Source organism: Paenibacillus sp. NPDC057886 (assembly GCF_042796655.1).
In the GTDB taxonomy this organism is placed as follows: Bacteria; Bacillota; Bacilli; order Paenibacillales; family Paenibacillaceae; genus Paenibacillus.
On the sequence record NZ_JBHVMZ010000008.1, the window covers coordinates 96871 to 115838 of the forward strand.

Genomic DNA, 18968 nt, shown 5'->3' on the forward strand with positions numbered 1-18968 from the left:
GGCGTTCAAGGACCTCAAGGCGTTCAAGGACCTCAGGGCGACCAAGGACCTCAAGGTACTCAAGGACCTCAAGGTACTCAAGGACCTCAAGGTACTCAAGGACCTCAAGGTACCCAAGGACCTCAAGGCGACCAAGGGCCTCAAGGCGTTCAAGGACCTCAGGGCGACCAAGGGCCTCAGGGCGTTCAAGGACCTCAAGGCGTTCAAGGACCTCAGGGCGACCAAGGACCTCAAGGTACTCAAGGACCTCAAGGTACTCAAGGACCTCAAGGTACCCAAGGTCCTCAAGGTGACCAAGGACCTCAGGGTGACCAAGGGCCTCAGGGCGTTCAAGGACCTCAAGGCGTTCAAGGACCTCAGGGCGACCAAGGACCTCAAGGTACCCAAGGTCCTCAAGGTGACCAAGGACCTCAAGGCGACCAAGGGCCTCAAGGCGTTCAAGGACCTCAGGGCGACCAAGGGCCTCAGGGCGACCAAGGACCTCAAGGTACTCAAGGACCTCAAGGTGACCAAGGACCTCAAGGTACTCAAGGGCCTCAAGGCGATCAAGGGCCTCAAGGCGATCAAGGGCCTCAGGGTGACCAAGGACCTCAAGGTGACCAAGGACCTCAGGGCGACCAAGGACCTCAAGGTACTCAAGGACCTCAAGGTACCCAAGGACCTCAAGGTACCCAAGGACCTCAAGGTACCCAAGGACCTCAAGGTACCCAAGGACCTCAAGGCGTTCAAGGACCTCAGGGCGACCAAGGACCTCAAGGTACTCAAGGGCCTCAAGGCGATCAAGGGCCTCAGGGTGACCAAGGGCCTCAGGGTGACCAAGGACCTCAAGGCGTTCAAGGACCTCAGGGCGACCAAGGGCCTCAAGGCGTTCAAGGACCTCAGGGCGACCAAGGGCCTCAAGGTGACCAAGGACCTCAAGGCGACCAAGGGCCTCAAGGTACTCAAGGTCCTCAAGGTACTCAAGGACCTCAAGGTACTCAAGGACCTCAAGGTGACCAAGGACCTCAGGGTGACCAAGGACCTCAGGGCGACCAAGGACCTCAAGGTACCCAAGGACCTCAGGGTGACCAAGGACCTGCGGGGCCTTAAATCCAAGTCAGTGGTTTAAAGTGTTCACTGAATTGAATTATTTTGACACCTGCAATCATCCAAAAAGGGTACATGACCGTGGCGCTTCTTGCAAGCATGCCAGGCTATGTGCCCTTTTCTCTAGTTCTTGATAGGTTCAGGGCATAACAACAACCTTTTCCCTGCATGAAGCGATAATTTTGGCATATTGGATGCAGATGTCCAACGAATCCTGTTGTTCCATCGGCCACCAGCGAATGGCTCCCGATGGAGCCATGGAAGCGTACTTTTCCAGTTCCTCGGGTATTTGGCCGACAACAACAACTTCCATATCCTTGAACCCGCTGTCAAGCCCCCTCTGTATTGTGCTGTATAACTGGGTGTAGTCTGGCTCTTTCCATGAATAGGGGTGCGGGAAAATAACGGAGACCCTTGCAGCATCCTCCAAAAGGATATTTCCCGATTTTCTGGCGGGATCCTGGGGAGAGGTCTGCCAGATTCGGTTGTAAGGAAGCAGTTCCGGGAGATCCAGCTCCGTTAATCTCAATCCGATCCTTTGCCGGTAACTTCGGTTCAATTCCCTGACCAGTACCTGAATCTGCTTGTTTCGGGTGAACGTTGTATTGTTCCCGTTCTCATTACGGTATTGTATGTACAGTAAATCCGGGATGTAGAGGTACCGGGTGCACAGAAATGTACGCACAAGCAGATCATAGTCATCCGATACGAGAAGTTCGCTCCGATGGCCTCCCACCAGATGATAACAATCCCGTGTCCACGCACGTGGGTGATTGGGCAGACCGACCAAATGACGAATGGTATTGCCGTTAATGGTCGTGTGCTTTTGCACGTTTTGCCATCTGCCCATATCATGCAGCCATACCCGATTATAAATGCTGTACCCGTACCCGCAATCCCAACCATACCAATGGGCCTTATTGCTTCCTGCATACACCTCGGAACAATCACCGTAGGCGAAGCCGCATTCCGGGTGTTGTTGAAAAGCTCTTACAATTTTCTCAAGACAATCCGGCATCAATTCATCATCGTGATCCACCTCTACCAAAATTTCGCCTGTACACAATCCTGCAGCATATCTCTTGACCGAGCCGATATATCCGTTACTTGCATCCTGCCGATATCTCCGGACACGTTCATCCTCCAGTGGCAGCAGATAGCGGCTGTAATTGTCCTCCTGATCATTTGAATCATCTACAATGACCCATTCCCAATTGCTATAGGTCTGCTTCAACAATGATTGGTAAGGCCGCTGAATTTTATCACCGGATCGGTAGCTTGCCGTGAATACGGAAATCACCGGAGTATTGGAAGAAAATTGGGATGGAGGAACGATTTTATTCTCGGGAAGCGGATCGGTCGCTTTAAGCCAGCAAAATATCAACCGAATGGAGCTGACTTCATTAACCGAGCTGTAATGAAGCCAGCGTCTCTTCTCATGAGGTGGCAACGAGCAGAGACCCGGGAATTTTTCCCAACTCTCGCCAAGGGATACGTACACCCTGGGTTTCTGGAACAGCATCCCGGCGGGAGGCTGGTCTGCCTGATAGAGCTTCACTTTGATGTGGGCGGCTTCAAGTTCTGCCGTCAAGTTGCTGATTTCTTCTTTTGGTATCTTATCCGATACAAACAGATGCGCCATCAGCATCGGTATTTCATTTACCAACATGTTCATCCTCCTTTACAAATTCATTGCAAAAATGACAAAAACGCGCGCAATATGTACCAGACCTGCATCATTTATCTTCCACGTAATATACATGTATGTGTAGTGCCGGTGAATCATTCGCTGCTTGAGAAACCGTCACAACAGCCAAGGAAACCTGCCTTCCCATTCAGGACCTAACCAACCGCCAGAAAGGTGGAATCAATATGAATTCCCCGTTCGTAAGCATTCTCATCCCGGCTTACAATCGTCCAGACACCCTGCGGATTGCACTTGAAAGCGTACTGGAACAAACCTACTCCAACCTGGAGATCATCATATGCGATGACAGCACGAACCTTGAAGTCCAGAAGATGCTGATGTCTTATCTGCATGAAGATGTACGGATTAAATACTTCAAAAACGATAAAAACCTCTATTTGGGTAACTGGCACAAGTGTTTTAATCTGGCATCAGGCGAATATATTAACTATCTGATGGATGATGATGTGTTCCACAAGGAAAAAATCGAGAGAATGCTTTATTATTATCAAAATTTCGAGAATATTTCTCTTGTCACTTCCTACAGGAACATCATCAACGAACAGGGAGAGATTCTTCCACCCATTTATGCATCCTGCAAATTATATGAAGAGACCCGAATCCTGGATGGTTACGATCTGGCTAACCATATGCTGAGCCGCTGCCTGAACGTGATTGGTGAACCCACCACCGTCCTGTTCCGCAAAAAGGACCTGATTCACCCATTCGGAACATTTAATGGAAGGCAGTACAGCCTGCTGAACGACGTCGCCTCTTGGCTTAACCTGCTCTCCAAAGGCAAAGCAGTGTATATTGCCGATGGTCTAAGCAGTCTTCGCAAACATCAAAGTCAAAATAACCAGGAGCTGACTCGGACATCCATGACGGAATGGCTTGATATCGTGATCGCATCCCGTGATCAGGGATATCTGCATTCGGACGACTTATTCCGAAGCGCTCTTCATGCGTATCGACTGAGCATTCAGGGGCGTCCGCAAATCCATACGGATTTGGAACGAATCCAGGCCCTCCTGTCATCGTTAAATGGATAAGATTGTATTCCTGAAGCCCAGGAAAGGAGACGAAACATGTATGATATCCCTTTTTTAAGACCCAAGCTCGTAAAAAAAGAAGCTTTCCTTCCCTATGTTGACTCCATAGAAGCAACCCGTCTATATTCCAATTACGGTCCCCTGAACCAGCAGTTCGAGCAACGGGTCATCCAAGAGAGCTTTAACGGCAAAGGATCCGCGGTAACGGTGCATAACGCTACCGTTGGCCTGATACTGGCGATCGCTCAGAGCAAGCGCCCCGGAGGGAAGTATGCGCTGATGCCAAGTTTTACTTTTGCAGCTACGCCGCTGGCTGCGCAGTGGTGCGGACTGGAGCCCTACTTCCTTGATATTGAACCCGATACATGGGAGTTAAATCGTGATCAGCTGGAGCATGCCGTCAGGCATCTCGGAGACCAGATTGCCGTATGTGTACCCTATGCCACCTTTGGCAACGCCATAGACTTGTCTCCGTATCATGATTTAGTTCAGCATGGCATTCCGGTTGTTATCGATGCGGCTGCCAGCTTCGGCACGACGGAGACACAGACAGGAGAGCAGTTCGGCACCGGATTCCCGGGAGCCATCGTTTTCAGTTTTCATGCGACTAAATCCTTTGCTGTGGGTGAAGGTGGGCTCGTGTACAGTGCCGATCATGATCTGATCCAGCGGATTCGCCAGGCCGGCAATTTCGGTTTCTCCCGAAGCCGGGAATCTGTCTTTACGGGATTAAACAGCAAAATATCCGAATACACCGCTGCAATTGCCCTGGCCACACTGGATCACTTTGGGACAGTTCAGCACAACCGCAAGTCCATCCATGAGCTTTATCTTCACGAGTTTCATCGAGCAGGCTTGCTGGAACATGGATGGTCCCTACAAACGCTTCGGGGATCGGTTGTCCAACAGTTCATATCTGTTCTCAGTCCCGCCTCTCTGGAAAACCGGAAGGTGGTACATGGCCTTGATCAAAAATCCATTGAAGCCAGAACGTACTTTTCGCCAGCATGTCACCAGCAAAAGCAGTTCAAATCGTACCCCCATGCCAGTCTCCAAATGACCGAGTATATGGAAAAGCATATTGTCAGCCTGCCTTTATGGGAGGAAATGGACAGAGATCATATACGCAAAGTTGTTGGTGCCCTCACAACCTTAGAAAGGGTTCAAAGCTGATGCGGAAGCTAATTGTTTGGGGGGCAGGAGGACATGCACGGGAAATTGTTTGGTTATGTGAAGAATTAAACATTAAAGTCGTCGGGCTTCTGGACGAGCGTCCACATATGAAAGGACTAACCGTGGAGGGTCTCCCCATTCTCGGGACATTAGCTGATATCGAACTGCTGAGGGATGAAGTGGGGATTGTATGCGCAGGGGTTGGAGATCCGGCGTTGAAGCGGCGCTTTGCCCTTACAACCACAAGTTCAGGATTTCGATTTGCCCCTCCATTGATACACCCTAATGTCCGTTGGTCGCGAAGAAATGTGATTGGAGCAGGCAGCATGATCTTTGAAGGGGCCGTTATATCGGAACAGATCCGTATCGGACAGCATGTGATCTTGAATCGAAGCGTGAGTGTCAGCCATGATTCAGTTATCGGCGACTATGTTACGTTGGGTCCCGGGGTTTGCCTTGCAGGAAACGTGGTTATCGAAGCCGGAGCATATATTGGTATCGGAGCATCAGTGAGGGAAAAAATAAAGGTTGGAAGCTGGTCCGTCGTAGGTGGCGGTGCCTTTGTGAAGGACGATATTCCTGAATACTGCATGGCCGCAGGAGTTCCTGCTGTTGTGAAAAAAAATCTATGATCTGAAATCGGTAAACTTCAGCAGCGGACCACATCCGCCTTGAGATGCAACAACTGGAATTTGCTTCTCTCCGCAAAAAAACGCAAAGAAAGAAACAATAGGGTCAGATGTACCAAAAATGAGTATTTTCTTATCCAATAAGCGACTTCCAAACAGCATTATGTAGACCGAATGGTTCTATTCGTCTACATAATGTGCACGTGAGGGTTAATATCGAATGATGCAAAATGCTGAAATAAATAAACAAGCGTTGTACAGCAGAAAAAAATTCTGCAGTGCAACGCTTGTTTAGTGTAATCCTGGATTCAGATGATCGGCATCCTATTGCCTCACGTTCGAGTAGTCGACGAATGCTGCAGCCTTTCCCCTTTCACCCACACACCTTCGATCTCCAGCTCCCCATTCAGCAAAACGACGTCCGCCTGTTTTCCTTTAGCAAAGGAACCCGTTCGGTGATCAATGCCGAGCAGACGTGCCGGCGTCAGGCTGGCTGCCCGTGAAGCTGCATTCAGACTCAAACCCACTTCCTGTACCAGATAGCGGAAACCACGAATCATCGTAAGCGTGCTTCCTGCCAGTGCGCCTCCGTCCTTCAGACGTGCCACACCTTCCTTAACAATTACAGGCAGGTCGCCAATTTTGTATTCACCATCATCCAGCCCGGCAGCAGACATCGCGTCCGTGATCAGTACGATTTGATCGGTAGCTTGCTTCAATTGTGCGATGAGGGAGATCGCCGCTGGATGCACATGAATACCGTCTGCAATAACTTCTGCACTGATGCGTGGATCACTGAGCACCGCTCCGGCAGCTCCGGGATTCCGGTGATGCAGCGGTGTCATCGCATTGAACGTATGCACTGCATGGTGCAGCCCGGCTTCGACCGCAAGCTGTACTTCTTCATAGGTCGCATCCGTATGCCCTAATGCCGCTGTAATGCGCTGTTCACGAAGCCACGAAATGACTTCCAGCGCTCCCTCACGTTCCGGGGCCAGGGTGACTTGACGGATCAGCCCCGGATATTGTTTTTCCCAAGCGTCGAGCCAGGATACATTAGGCAATACAATATGTTCCGGATTCTGTGCGCCAGGCCATTTGGGACTGAAAAACGGGCCTTCCAGATGTACACCTTCCAACTGTGCAAATGGCATGTGTTCGGAACGGTAGCTGTCCACTTCAGACAATACCCGATCCAGACTCTCTTTGGGAGCTGTCATGGACGTTGCCAGCATTGCAGTAGTCCCCTGTGTGCTGTGGAATGAAGTGATTTTATCCAACACTTCCTTACTCGCGTCCATAAAATCTTCTCCATTACCACCATGTACGTGGATATCTATAAACCCAGGGACAATAACGCCATGCTTGGAAACAGGCACAGATAAGGCTTCACGACGAATATGTTCGGATAGTCCCTCGGGTGCGCCAGCATAAAGGATTTTCCCCTCCGTCCAGACAAGTACACCATCCTCCATTACACCATCGGGCAATACAATTCTGCCTCGAAGCAGAGAAACGTTTTTTTCACTCTCTTGCTCCTGGTTTTCCATAGGTTCTACGTTCATTTCACCAACCTCCCGGCAGCACGATCCAGCAATACCACCACATTGGGATGACATTGCAGTAACGAAGCTGGACATTGTGTTGTAATCGGCCCCATAAAGGCTTCACGAATAATTTCGGCTTTCTCCTCACCACGAGCGATCAGCAAGATTTGTTTGGCTTTTAGAATCGTACCTACCCCCATCGTGATGGCCTGAGTCGGAACTTCATCAATACTATAAAAAAAGCGGGCGTTTGCTTTTCTTGTCTCTTCTTTGAGATCCACCACATGTGTTCGTCCTGTGAGCTCGGTTCCTGGTTCATTGAAGCCAATGTGACCATTATGTCCAATACCCAACAGCTGCAAATCTACAGGCCCACGATCATCAATCCGTTGTTCATAGGAAACACATTCCTCACCCAAGTCCGAAGCTTGCCCATCCGGCACTTGAGTTCTGGCGAGATCGATATCAATATGGGAAAACAATTGTTCATTCATAAAGCTGCGGTAGCTTTCGCGATGTTCCACAGGAAGACCGACATATTCATCGAGATTGAAGGAAGATGCCTGCGCAAAGCTGACCAGACCTTTCTGATACAAAGCAATAAGCTGTTTATAGATACCCACAGGAGAACTTCCAGTCGCGAGTCCCAGTACAGCCCGGGGTTTTGTCTGTAGCAAACTGGCAATCACACCTGCACCCGTTGCGTTCAAATCTTCTTCATTTTCAAAAATACGTATATTCATCTTCTTAGGCACCTCCGTTATGTTGAACTCGATAAGACTGTACATTGTGATACGATTGTTCCAATTTGGGGATAAAACGGTCAAAGTCGGCACTAACCATGCCCGTGAACAGAATATCGACGACATGCAGCAGTGCTATCCGTGAAGCCATATCCCCCCGCCTCATGCCTTCTTCCAGTGAAGACGTAAAGAGCGGAATATCCGACACCGTCGCGAGTTTGTTATTGCCATAGGATGTCAGTGAAATGGTAGAAGCTCCCGCCTGTTTGGCACAATGCAAGGCATCGATCGTCTCTGGTGTTTCACCCGAATAAGATACCGCCATCGCCACATCTCCCTCACCCAGTGAAGAAGCCGACGTAATTTGCATATGTGAATCCGAGAAGGCAGTACAGCTTTTGCCGATCCGTACAAGTTTCTGGTAGAAATCCTGCGTAACAATGGAAGAGGTTGCGACACCGTAGAGATCAATTCGACGGGCATGACATAATAGCTGAACTGCATGCTCTAGCCTACCTAGATCCAGCAAACGGGTGGTATCCGCAATGGATGCGAGATGATTGGCTTCGATGGCTTCCACAATTTTGGATAAAGGATTGCCCGCCACGATATCCTGATATGCTGTTTCATTGGTGGAATGAGACAATTCTGCGGCCAGCTTCATTTTGAAATCGGGAAAACCTTTGAAATGGAATGATTTGCAAAAGCGGGTTACCGTAGCCGCACTTGTTCCGCTTTGCTGAGCAAGATGGTTAATGGTCCAACCAGGAATATCGGATGGGGACTGTAAAATCACCTCGGCAATTCGTCGTTCCTGAGACGGAAGTTCATTCAGCTCTTGCTGCAACGCATGTAGTATGGCTGCCATGAGTTCTCCTTTTATGAAAATTATTTTTATTAATTCATTATAAATAAAGAAAATTATTTTTATATTTTTATTTTAATCAATACGTTGTTGCAAATCAAGAGGATTTTAACCATGTATTCACGGTATGTATGATGAAATTTTTAAAAAGGTATCTTCTTGATTAAGGAATGGGATTCCGCTTATATTGGAGATAAACCTTGAAGTGAATGTGGACATTTCCATTTCTAAGGAAGGAGTACACTCGATGAATCGACGACAACGTCAAAAAATGATTCCTTCCACCTGGATTATTGCCATAAAACAGACCGAAGCTCGTAAATATTATGCATTGTATGCCATCGACTGGAAGCGCGGAGGACGACTAAGCTGGGAAGACTGGAATAGCCACACAGACTTGTTGCAATTTCACATTCCCATCAAACAAAAAGCTGGTGGCACGAAATCCTCCTCCCAACCTGCTGCCAAAATTGCGAAAAAAGCACTTTATCTGAACCTAAATGAAACACAGTACGGGGAACTAGAGCAGCTCTTCTATCAGCCTTTTTCGAAGAAACAATGGAGAGCTTTTATTAAGGAGCATCCCAATAACAATATGTAGGTGAACCCATATGCTATATACGATTACGATTCCCATCACGCTCTGCCCGTAGCAATCTGTACCCTTGGAATTTCTGCGGGCTGAGCCTTTTCCCAAGGGAGCGTGATGATCCATGAAATCTCAGCAAAGAAATCAAGCCTATTACAGGCATCACAGAAGGCGTGTTATTCAACGTAAAAAACAGGTTGCTATTCGGTACGGTTGGTCCTACAAATTCGAAGGGATTTTTGCCAAAGGAAAGATACATTGTTCCTGCTGGTGGTGCTGTGAAAAGACAAAGCGGCTAGGCTATCCAAAATCTGAGCGAACTAGAATAGCGGACTGCAATCAGCAGCTTCTGAATCCAGACTTCTGAGAATATCTATTCAAACCAAGCGATTCCTTCACTTTAGGGATTCGCTGTTTTCGCTTTCCAACATAAAACAAAAAAGTCTTTCCCCATTCTTCATCATGAAGAATAGAAAAAGACTTTCATGCTGCTTCAATCAACTGTGCAGTATCGCGTCAGATCTTCAGTTCTCCGAGCTTAATCAGCTCTACAACTGCTTGCGAACGACCCTTAACATTGAGTTTTTGCATCACATTCGAAATATGGTTACGCACCGTTTTCTCGCTGATGAATAACTGCCCTGCGATGTCACGCGTCGTTTTGTCCTGAACCAGTAATTCGAATACTTCGCGTTCACGGTGGGTCAACAGAAATTTGCTTTTATGATCGATACCCTTCAATGTTCACCCCTCCTTGCTCGGGTTGTGTTGGTGTAACAAGGTTAAGGGGATACAGTCAACTCATCTTATGTAAGGTCAAGGGCGTTGGTTCAGTTTTATCAAAAAAATGGGCAGTCGAATGTAAGTTATTATTTAAAAAACAAAAAACAAGCTGGTACACATGCCCCAGCTCGCTTCACATTATATCAAGTTTATTTTTGGATAATAAATTTGCATATTTTTGAAGTCAAACTCTTAATTGTTGCTTAGGTAATGACTCCGTAATCCCTTCCCATTTCATTGGATTCACCTCACTGCCATTATATCATAATCGATTTTTGTATTTATCGATTCACTCCAATAAATAAGTATGTAAACTATAAAAAAACAAGCGTGCCTTTGCTGCTGATGTAAACATCTGCGCAAAGGCAACTTGTTCTTTTGACTATGAGTTACCGATGATTCAAGCGATTAGTCATGCCATCGTTGTTGTTACGATTCATGATGCCATCATCAAGTACGCCGTCACGGTGATGAGTGTTCAACGCATTCGTTGGGAAAATACGTTCAACCATCGATTGGAACGTGTTAATCATACCGCTAACCGGCTTGCCGTTACGGATATCTGTGGCATAGCTCTCCACATGTTGAACAAAGTCCGGGTTAGCTGATACGTATACGTTCTCCACGTGAGGTGCAAATTGTTTGATTTTGGCCGAGATTTTGGATTTAATCTCTTCGGATGTGTTGTCATCCGTGCTGTCAATACGCGATGTTTTACTCTTCATCCCGTAGTGACCATCAGTCATTGTACGTGCATTGCCACTGTTATTCAGACCACGCATCATGCCATAAGATCCGGTACCCATAGTTCCATAGATGCTGCGGTCATTGCCCATGTGGCTGCGATCCGTAGCTGCATCCGTGTTCAATCCCGGAGCTATGCCACTGGTGCTGTATGGAGACATGGTTCCATTACCGCCATGTACACGCAACCCGCCCATATCCTGGTTATAGCTTTCTGTGCGCATAGTGCCGTTCGCCCGGTTACGCAAAGTGCTGTTTGCTTTGCTTTTGCTTTCCAATTTGCCAGTGTGACCATCTGTCAAACGGACTGCAACATATGCGTTACGATCGGTCAGCATGACACTTGCGGACTTCACTTCCTTCATTTCTGAAATGCGTTTAGCCAGCTCCTCATTTGATTTCAGGTTAGTGACGTTATGCGTCCGATAGCTTTTCGCACGAATACCATCCGTTCCATTGGACTCAACACCATAACGGTTAATGCCTTTCACTTCATGACGAACACTTTTGGTGTGCAGATTGTTATCTTTGGTACTGGTTCCACAACCCGTCAATCCGGCCATTACGAAGATTGCAGTAGACAAAGATAAGCTGATTGCTGTCGCCTTTTTGGCTGCTGGCATGTCTCATCCTCCAATTATGTTGGTTTTGGTCACAAGGATAGGATGCTCTTCTGTACGGACCGATATGCTGAAAGGATATGGAACATCAGCCTCTTTTATCTGGGACCAAACCAATTCTCTTCCACATATACAAATAAAAAAGGCGCTGCTTGCACAAAGTGCAGCACCGCCTTATATAACCGTGTATTTCCTGTTCAAGGTTGAGGCTTTCATTATTATGTTAAAGGAGCCAATCCACTTACTTGGATGAGGAAGGAAGCCGCATTAGCGTCATTCTCCATTCGAAGATGTTGCATCTGATTTTTTGATCGAATTCGGAATTTGCTCTGCTTCCTTCAGACTAGCTGCATCCATGGGATACGCCCACTGACCGTCCGGTGTGACTACCCAGATCCGATCCGGTTCCGATGGAATAGTAAGCCCACGATACACATCCGTAACAGCTTCTCCATTAACCGTCTGTTCAACGGATAGAGTAAAGCGTGGCACGGTGCCTTTCAGTTCAGAAGCTTTGCGCACATCGTCAGCTGTGGACAGGTTTTTAATTTTGCCAATCAGCGAAACGGCATCTGTAGCTTCAATCGCTTCACCATTAAGCTTCCACGTCTGCTCTGACGCACCTTCCTCGGAGGAAGATTTGAGCATCCAGGTGGCTGCTTCACCTTCCCATTCCAGCGTAGTGACGTTGGTTTCATCCAGATTAAACGGAGTCGTATCCAGCAGATCCTGCCGTGATCGTTCTATATTGCTGATGGATTCCGTCTGTACGGCTACGACAGGCCCGGAGTCTACCCGCACATAACGAGCCTCATCTGCTGGCAGCTGGCCACCAATGCTTAATTTGATCTCACGGTTATCCTTCAGTTGGATATCCAGCAACGTTGCATCTGCACCCAATCCATACTTATCGAGATCCTTCGGCTCTTCCTCTACAACCAGTTCCTGATCCGCACCACTTAAGGCTTCAAGCCAGCTGCTAACCGCATAACCATTCAGAGGATAAGCCTTGGGTTCCACCATACTCCATACGCCATTCTTTAGTTCCAATTGTGAAGACGAGGGTTTTGACGCACTTGATGTGTCTGTATTGTTATTATGAATCGTGATGGAGTGTATATCGGCAGAATTAATACCGAGCAACTTGACCTTCTCCGCTTCCTCTTCACGAAAATAATTTTGACTGGCCGCATAGACCCACCCGATAATCAAGACCAATAAGACTAGAATCGTTGGGACCCATTTTTTCATACGCGTCTGCGCCTCCACCATAAGAGTACACCTATCATAACAAAGATGAGCGGGAATGCGACAATCGCCACGAAGAAAATGGTTCTGGCTTGCTCCCCGTCCAGGTACGCCGTTTGATAACCGGATTGCACCCGTGGCCGGATGGTTACTCCATCTTCTTTTTCACTTAAATAATTGACGGTATTTAGTATAAAATCTCGGTTCCCACCGTTCACTATTTCCGAGTCCTGCATGAAAATGGATGAACCCAGAATCACTGCCTTCGGTTTGCCATCCGTTGTATCAGCCGCATATCCAAGCTCAACAGGACCTTGTACATCCTGATCCGGATCGTTGGTGGTTTCGTTTTGCAATAAACCTGCAATGTTCGTCTCGCCATAACTGTCATCCGATGAATGAATGAGCGGCGACAACGTGTATTTATCCTGCTCTTTGCTCGTCAAAGCAATGGACAGGGATAACATCGGGTACAGTTTGCTTTCTGATAGTTTATCCGTGATGGCATGTGAGCCATACTCCGGCACAACCCACAGTGGGCCCATTGTGCTAGCTTGCTGATTATCCACCATGACTGCATGCTCATCAACCACGCCATAATCCGTCATGAGTGCATCGATATTTTTCCAAGTCAATTTCATGTCTTCGTGAAAACCGAGGGATAACAGCAATTTTCCTCCGTTACTCAGATAAGTCCGAATAGCCTTCAGTTCAGTATCACTTATATCCCGCTGTGGTCCAATAATCGCGAGCACATCCGCTTCTTCTGGAACCTGACCTGCCTGATTCAGCTGAAGTTCTTCTGTCGAGATATTATTCTGTTCCAGAGATGAGCGCAGCGTAGTCAGTTGATCCAAGCCAAGCTCCTCATGTCCTGTCAGGAAGACCATCTTGTGCATCTCAGTGGAAGACAGGTTCATTAGGGCTTGTGTCAACTTTTCCTCACCAGTGAACTGGTACGATCCATCGCTTCCATCCCCGACAGCCGTGAACAGACTGGCGATATCAATGACTTTATGCTGATCGCCCTGTTCCAATACAATGGAGCTGCCTGTGATGCCATATTTGGAGGCCAGTGTAGGCTCCTGCGTCAGATTGTATTGCTTCATTGTCAGTTTACTGTTGCGTTTCGTATATTCCTGAACCATATCCGATACTTCGCGGTTCAAGACCGTATTGTTCGCATTTTCGACGGTTAACACCAGAATGTTGACGTCTTCTTTTACATTTTTAATCGCGGTAAGAGACTGGTCTGACAAGGTATATTGTTTATTCGAGGTCAGATCCAGTTGGAAGCCGCCAAGCGAATTCAGAAACAGGGTCAGCAAAATAAAGATGCCAATCACCGCTACCGACAGCACGGTACTGTTGGTATGACTCAACCATTTTTTCATCTTCTCACCTCCACCGCTTCCGTTCCACAATTTGAATGCTTAATAGCAGAAACACACCTGAGAGCGTCACGTAATACAATATATCTGGGCCATTAAGTACACCCTTCGTGAAGCTGTCAAACCGGTTCGTCAGCGCAAATGGGTCCAGCCATTGCTGTAACGCAGATCCGGAATTACCTGCAAATGAATCAAGCATCCACAATACGAGCAAAATAATAAAACCGGCTACCGCAGACACCATCTGGTGCTGAGATAGCGTGGAAGCAAACAGTCCAATCGCCATCATGCTTCCGCCCAGGAAAAAGAGACCCAGTGCAGACAACCATACGGATGTCAGATCCAGTTCACCAAAGAAGGACATAATAAACGGATAAACGAGACTGCACAGAATAAGTACAACAAGAATGGCGAGTGACGCCAAATATTTACCGAAAATGATCTCGGTTACCCGTGCAGGTGAAGTCAACAACAGTTCGTCTGTTCCCTGCCGGAATTCCTCTGCCACCAGTCGCATCGTCAGCAACGGCACCACAAACAGCAGCATGGATAACGTGTCTCCCAACACCAGGCGATAATCCACAATACTTGGCTGGTAATACACAAAGCTGGAATAGAACAGCAAACTTGTCATCAGTACATATACGGCAAAAGCGAAATACGACGTCGGTGACAGGAAATATGCCTGCAGTTCTTTATTGCAAACCGCCATCATTCGTCTCATTTGGAACCCTCCCCAGTGTGGGAATCAGATGAAACGCCCTCGGACCTAGTCGATTGCTTCAGATCTGAAGTGGTGTCCGATTTGACCTCTGTATCTGTCGCCTGATTGGCGAGTAAAGCTTTATCAGCTTCTGGCTCTTGCGTTGCCAGTTCCGTTTCGGATTCCGTTTCCGTTGTGGTAAGCTTCAGGAAAATCTGTTCCAGACTGAGATTTTCTTTCTTCATCTCCAGGATCGGCAGGCCTGCACCAGACAAAAGGTAGAACAGTTCTTCCCGGAAATCATCGGAAGATTCACCGGTAAGCAGCATTCTGACCGTATCAGCAGAACCAGTGGATGCCTGCCCATCTGCTGCTTGAATGAATTCGCTCCGTACCTTCTCCCATGGTGTCAGCACATTATGTAATTGCTGCTCTGTTGCCTTCACTTCAATGGACACCTTGAACTGATCCCCCATCGCTGAGCCAAAATGCTGCGGCGAACCGTCCAATACGAGCTGGCCCTGGTTAATAATCAACATGCGATTACAAAGCGCGCTCACTTCCGGCAAAATATGTGTACTGAGCAGCACTGTATGGTTTTCACCCAGTTCACGGATCAGATCCCGTATCTCAATAATCTGATTCGGATCGAGACCTGAAGTCGGCTCATCCAGCACGAGCAGATCCGGTTTGTGAATAATGGCTCCAGCCAGACCCAGACGCTGCTTGTACCCTTTGGACAGTCCGCGAACCAGTTGCTTTTCGCGACCTTGAAGACCCAGCCTGCTCACCATCTCACTGATCCGCAGTTTCACTTCACGTGTCGCGACATCCCTCAGATTAGCGACGAATTTCAGATACGACTGTACCGTCATATCCGGATAAAGCGGCGGTGTCTCTGGCAGATAACCTATCTTGGAACGGACGCTCCTGCCCTGATCGTGCACCGATATGCCATCGACTGCAATGGATCCTGCTGTTGGATGCAAATAGCCCGTAATCATTCGCATCGTTGTGGTTTTTCCAGCACCATTCGGTCCCAAAAATCCAACAATCTCACCGCGCTCCATTGTGAAATCCAGTTGATGCACGCCGCGCCGTCCATCAAATACTTTGCTTACCTGTTTCACTTCGAGCACATCATTCATCCTTTCCCGTTAAAATACCCGTGTGCCATCATCACTTTCTTCAGATGGTCAACACGGGAAGTTCCTTGTATCTTACGTGCTGTATCCTAAATGCAGCTTAAAGTCACTTAAAAGAGAGCTTAAAAATATGTGTCTAAAATGTGAACAACACTTCATTCACCCACACCCTGCACTCTGGGGCAACGTACCTTACAGTACAGGAGCATGAGCACCTGCACAAAAGTCAGAGGGTGAACCGTGTGAAAGTACTATTCACATTTTTTGTTCCAAGCGGCGGTGTAGATACTTTAAACCGATTGCGTACAGCCGTTCTGCAACGCCATGGCATCGAAGCGCATGTATTGTATCTGTACTCTGGCTCGGGAATGCAGAACAATACCAGCACACCGGTCTTCACCGCTTCCAGTGATGAGGAAATTTACAGTTTGATTCATCATCATCGTTATGATGCCATTATTGTTACCTCCGATATTGCCATGCCGGGCAGATTAAGAGCCCTCGGGTATAAAGGACGCATTATCTATGAAGCACAGGGACTTGGGACGCGTGAACAGGCTTTGGAAACCATTCAAATGGGAGTACCTTATCTGCAAGCCCACTGTAATGCTGCGGTCATTCCGCCAACGGATCATTTACTGGAGCTGTTCATCCATATGTGCCCTTGGCTTCACCGGTTTGTCATTCCCAATATGCTGGATACCAATACCTTTGCCCCAATTTCGGTGGATACCCCTCCCTATCCGGTCCTTGCATGGGTGGGTAGGCTCGAACACAACAAAAACTGGCGGGAATACTTGAAGATATCCAGTAAAATTATTAAAAAAATTCCGAAAGCAAGACTATGGTTGTTCCACGACCCGACCTTGGCCAATCCGGAGGACGAGGTCATGTTCCGACACATGCTTGCGGAGTACGGGCTTGAAGATCGGATAGGCATCTTCATCAACGTTCCCCACTCCCAAATGCCTACATTCTATTCCATGATTGCAGCTTCCGGGGGAATTATGCTGTCCACATCCCTGCTTGAAGGCTTTGGATACGCCGTTGCTGAAGCCATAAGCTGCGGCTGCCCGGTACTCAGTACCGATTCGGATGGTGTACGGTCCTTTATTACACATAACCAAACGGGAAAATTCTATCCGATTGGCAACGTCAATAAAGCTGTATCTGAAGCCGTAGACCTGATGCGCAACAAAAAGCTGCGGGAATATATCCGCATTCAGGGCAGACAGCATATGGCCGTCTCTTTCTCACCTGACCGATACGCCACTTCATTTCGGGAAATGATGACTGCCTTGAGCATTTTCTTTTAAACAAAACAAAAAGGCAGTTCAGAAAGATGCTCTGAACTGCCTTACATTAAATTCATGGGATCTGGCTTATAAAAATTAGTGTCCCATCATCATTGCAGGATCAGGCTGATCCCCTGTTTGAAGGGATTCTTCCTCCATCCGTTTTGGTTTGCGCAGGATTAGACTGAGCAGGCATCCAAACAAGGCAATGCACGCTGCCAGGAAGAAGGTGTCGTTAAAACCAGCCACTAATCCATTCACCACACCTGTAGCATCAGTCGCTCCAGCTGTATTGCTTGCAATATGGGAGGTCAGGAAGCCGGTCAGGCCAGCAACTGCAAAGGACACAACCACTTGTTGTGCAGCAGCAGTAAGCGGGGTAACCCGACCTACCAGCTTACGTGGAGCAGCATTCAGTACATGCGTATTGAGTGGCATCATGGAGAAACCCATACCCAATCCCATCATGACAAGACTAAGAATGATCAGACCAAGACCCGTTTCCGCCGTAATCGAAGACAGAATAAACAGTGCACCCGAGATGATACCCAGACCCACGAAAGCCAGTGGTCTTGCACCGATTTTATCAAATAATCGTCCACCAAGTGGCATACCCACACCCGAAGCCAGCGCCTGCGGGAGCAGAATAAGTCCTGTTTCCAGTGCAGTGTAGCCTTTGATTTGTTGCAGATAAAGCGGGATCAAAATCATCGCCCCGAACAAAGCGACTTGTGATACCCATGCCAGAATAATACCCCGTGTGAAATCAGATGATTTGAACACCCGAAGTTCCAACAACGGATTTTTGTGACGAAGCTCCACGATAACGAACAGGATCAGCGCCACGCCTCCGACAATCACACCTGTCAGTGTTGTTGCAGACGTCCAACTTGTTCCGCCTTCACTTACACCGTATGCGAGCATCGAGAATGCGATTGGTGCCAGAATCATACCGAGCAGATCAAGCGCAGGTGTGCGTCCACGATCCGTATCCGGCAGGAATTTGATACATAGAATAAAAGCGGCAATACCAATCGGCAGATTGATCAGGAAGATCCAGTGCCAGCTGAATGATTCAATGAACCAGCCCGATAATACCGGACCCAGCGCAGGGGCCAACAACATCGGAATCCCGAGCATACCCATGATAGAGCCTCTTCTTTCAGGAGGAGCCAGACGGAATACCATCGCCATACCAATCGGCGCAACCATGCCTCCGCCAAGTCCCTGGATGATACGGTAAATAATCAATTGTTCAGGAGATTGCGCAATTGAACATAATACTGAACCCAGAGTAAACATCGCAATCGTGAACAGAAATACTCTTTTGGCACCGAATCGGTCGGTCAACCATCCCGCCAGCGGAATGACGGCTGACAAAGCCAACGTATATCCTGTAACCGTCCATTGAATGGTCTTCAGATCGGTCTCAAAATATTGAACCAGATTCGGAATCGCCACGTTAACCACCGTGCTGTCCAAGATGACCATAATCATCCCGACGATAATAGCCAGTAGTGGCAGAATAATCGTTTTAATCGAGAACTCCGCCGGGTCCTGAGGCACTGCTGTTTGTTGTTTCACTCTCTCCACTCTCTTTTCCGGCCTGGAGGCATTATCTTTGATTCCGCCTCTCCATCGGCCTTATATTCACGACGTTTCAAACTT

Annotated in this window: 17 protein-coding genes; 6 read left to right on the forward strand and 11 right to left on the reverse strand. The window is 47.9% G+C overall.

Annotated features, from left to right (window positions below):
* Window positions 1–1108: hypothetical protein (locus ACFVQB_RS25155; RefSeq protein WP_379445970.1), on the forward strand; the 1108-nt coding region annotated here is incomplete at its 5' end.
* Window positions 1109–1225: 117 nt separating this feature from the next.
* Here ACFVQB_RS25155 and ACFVQB_RS25160 read toward each other — a convergent pair.
* Window positions 1226–2755, reverse strand: coding sequence for a glycosyltransferase (locus ACFVQB_RS25160; RefSeq protein WP_379445974.1), 1530 nt, complete (start codon window positions 2753–2755; stop codon window positions 1226–1228).
* A 203-nt stretch (window positions 2756–2958) separates the two neighbouring features.
* On the opposite strand from ACFVQB_RS25160, the gene ACFVQB_RS25165 reads away from it, so the two are divergent.
* The 3 genes from ACFVQB_RS25165 to ACFVQB_RS25175 are packed head-to-tail and all read left to right on the forward strand — an operon-like array spanning window position 2959 to window position 5630.
* A complete protein-coding gene (locus ACFVQB_RS25165) occupies window positions 2959–3825 on the forward strand; it encodes a glycosyltransferase family 2 protein (RefSeq protein ID WP_379445981.1) in 867 nt (288 codons plus the stop codon).
* 36 nt (window positions 3826–3861) lie between these two features.
* Window positions 3862–4998 (forward strand): DegT/DnrJ/EryC1/StrS family aminotransferase, encoded by a 1137-nt coding sequence (locus ACFVQB_RS25170; RefSeq protein ID WP_379445985.1) that lies wholly within the window; start codon window positions 3862–3864, stop codon window positions 4996–4998.
* On the forward strand, window positions 4998–5630 hold the full coding sequence (locus ACFVQB_RS25175) for an acetyltransferase (protein WP_379445988.1): 633 nt from the start codon (window positions 4998–5000) through the stop codon (window positions 5628–5630). The genes ACFVQB_RS25170 and ACFVQB_RS25175 overlap by 1 nt, the downstream gene beginning before the upstream one ends.
* A gap of 329 nt (window positions 5631–5959) precedes the next feature.
* Here the strand turns inward: ACFVQB_RS25175 and nagA are convergent, their stop codons facing one another.
* From nagA to ACFVQB_RS25190, 3 genes are read right to left on the reverse strand one after another with little or no spacing between them, the layout of a single operon-like run.
* The gene (gene nagA, locus ACFVQB_RS25180) at window positions 5960–7192 is read right to left on the reverse strand and encodes an N-acetylglucosamine-6-phosphate deacetylase (protein ID WP_379445994.1); all 1233 of its coding nucleotides are present in this window, start codon (window positions 7190–7192) and stop codon (window positions 5960–5962) included.
* A complete protein-coding gene (nagB, locus tag ACFVQB_RS25185; protein ID WP_379446010.1) occupies window positions 7189–7917 on the reverse strand; it encodes a glucosamine-6-phosphate deaminase in 729 nt (242 codons plus the stop codon). Before nagB ends, nagA begins: the two co-directional genes overlap by 4 nt.
* A 4-nt stretch (window positions 7918–7921) precedes the next feature.
* Entirely contained in the window at window positions 7922–8785 is an 864-nt protein-coding gene (locus ACFVQB_RS25190) for a MurR/RpiR family transcriptional regulator (protein ID WP_379446014.1), read from the reverse strand.
* Between the two features lie 244 nt (window positions 8786–9029).
* Here ACFVQB_RS25190 and ACFVQB_RS25195 point away from each other — a divergent pair, with 244 nt between their 5' ends.
* Window positions 9030–9383 carry a hypothetical protein gene (locus ACFVQB_RS25195; protein ID WP_379446026.1) on the forward strand — a complete coding sequence of 118 codons (354 nt, stop codon included), beginning with the start codon at window positions 9030–9032 and terminating at the stop codon, window positions 9381–9383.
* Between the two features lie 504 nt (window positions 9384–9887).
* On the opposite strand, the gene ACFVQB_RS25200 is transcribed toward ACFVQB_RS25195, so the two are convergent.
* The 6 genes from ACFVQB_RS25200 to ACFVQB_RS25225 form a co-directional block, all read right to left on the reverse strand.
* Complete coding sequence (locus tag ACFVQB_RS25200) at window positions 9888–10112, reverse strand: helix-turn-helix domain-containing protein (RefSeq protein ID WP_017692532.1); 225 nt, start codon at window positions 10110–10112, stop codon at window positions 9888–9890.
* Between the two features lie 431 nt (window positions 10113–10543).
* Window positions 10544–11521, reverse strand: a complete 978-nt coding sequence (locus tag ACFVQB_RS25205) for a YhcN/YlaJ family sporulation lipoprotein (protein WP_379446030.1) — start codon at window positions 11519–11521, stop codon at window positions 10544–10546.
* Between the two features lie 270 nt (window positions 11522–11791).
* Window positions 11792–12769, reverse strand: a complete 978-nt coding sequence (locus tag ACFVQB_RS25210; protein ID WP_379446034.1) for a DUF4340 domain-containing protein — start codon at window positions 12767–12769, stop codon at window positions 11792–11794.
* Window positions 12766–14160, reverse strand: a complete 1395-nt coding sequence (locus ACFVQB_RS25215; RefSeq protein ID WP_379446038.1) for a GldG family protein — start codon at window positions 14158–14160, stop codon at window positions 12766–12768. Before ACFVQB_RS25215 ends, ACFVQB_RS25210 begins: the two co-directional genes overlap by 4 nt.
* Window positions 14161–14164: 4 nt before the next feature.
* Window positions 14165–14881 carry an ABC transporter permease subunit gene (locus tag ACFVQB_RS25220; protein ID WP_379446044.1) on the reverse strand — a complete coding sequence of 239 codons (717 nt, stop codon included), beginning with the start codon at window positions 14879–14881 and terminating at the stop codon, window positions 14165–14167.
* Window positions 14878–15999 carry an ABC transporter ATP-binding protein gene (locus ACFVQB_RS25225; RefSeq protein ID WP_379446049.1) on the reverse strand — a complete coding sequence of 374 codons (1122 nt, stop codon included), beginning with the start codon at window positions 15997–15999 and terminating at the stop codon, window positions 14878–14880. Before ACFVQB_RS25225 ends, ACFVQB_RS25220 begins: the two co-directional genes overlap by 4 nt.
* Window positions 16000–16247: 248 nt before the next feature.
* On the opposite strand from ACFVQB_RS25225, the gene ACFVQB_RS25230 reads away from it, so the two are divergent.
* Entirely contained in the window at window positions 16248–17321 is a 1074-nt protein-coding gene (locus tag ACFVQB_RS25230) for a glycosyltransferase family 4 protein (RefSeq protein WP_379446058.1), read from the forward strand.
* 75 nt (window positions 17322–17396) lie between these two features.
* Here ACFVQB_RS25230 and ACFVQB_RS25235 read toward each other — a convergent pair whose 3' ends face one another.
* A complete protein-coding gene (locus tag ACFVQB_RS25235; protein ID WP_376040611.1) occupies window positions 17397–18884 on the reverse strand; it encodes a DHA2 family efflux MFS transporter permease subunit in 1488 nt (495 codons plus the stop codon).
* Window positions 18885–18968 lie beyond the last annotated feature (84 nt).

Excerpts from the sequence above, each read along its gene's own strand:
- ACFVQB_RS25215 (WP_379446038.1), bottom strand. The coding sequence starts at position 14,160 with ATGAAAAAATGGTTGAGTCATACCAACAGTACCGTGCTGTCGGTAGCG.
- ACFVQB_RS25195 (WP_379446026.1), top strand. The coding sequence starts at position 9,030 with ATGAATCGACGACAACGTCAAAAAATGATTCCTTCCACCTGGATTATT.
- ACFVQB_RS25190 (WP_379446014.1), bottom strand. The coding sequence starts at position 8,785 with ATGGCAGCCATACTACATGCGTTGCAGCAAGAGCTGAATGAACTTCCG.
- nagA (WP_379445994.1), bottom strand. The coding sequence starts at position 7,192 with ATGAACGTAGAACCTATGGAAAACCAGGAGCAAGAGAGTGAAAAAAAC.
- nagB (WP_379446010.1), bottom strand. The coding sequence starts at position 7,917 with ATGAATATACGTATTTTTGAAAATGAAGAAGATTTGAACGCAACGGGT.
- ACFVQB_RS25175 (WP_379445988.1), top strand. The coding sequence starts at position 4,998 with ATGCGGAAGCTAATTGTTTGGGGGGCAGGAGGACATGCACGGGAAATT.
- ACFVQB_RS25170 (WP_379445985.1), top strand. The coding sequence starts at position 3,862 with ATGTATGATATCCCTTTTTTAAGACCCAAGCTCGTAAAAAAAGAAGCT.
- ACFVQB_RS25220 (WP_379446044.1), bottom strand. The coding sequence starts at position 14,881 with ATGAGACGAATGATGGCGGTTTGCAATAAAGAACTGCAGGCATATTTC.
- ACFVQB_RS25165 (WP_379445981.1), top strand. The coding sequence starts at position 2,959 with ATGAATTCCCCGTTCGTAAGCATTCTCATCCCGGCTTACAATCGTCCA.
- ACFVQB_RS25210 (WP_379446034.1), bottom strand. The coding sequence starts at position 12,769 with ATGAAAAAATGGGTCCCAACGATTCTAGTCTTATTGGTCTTGATTATC.
- ACFVQB_RS25205 (WP_379446030.1), bottom strand. The coding sequence starts at position 11,521 with ATGCCAGCAGCCAAAAAGGCGACAGCAATCAGCTTATCTTTGTCTACT.
- ACFVQB_RS25160 (WP_379445974.1), bottom strand. The coding sequence starts at position 2,755 with ATGTTGGTAAATGAAATACCGATGCTGATGGCGCATCTGTTTGTATCG.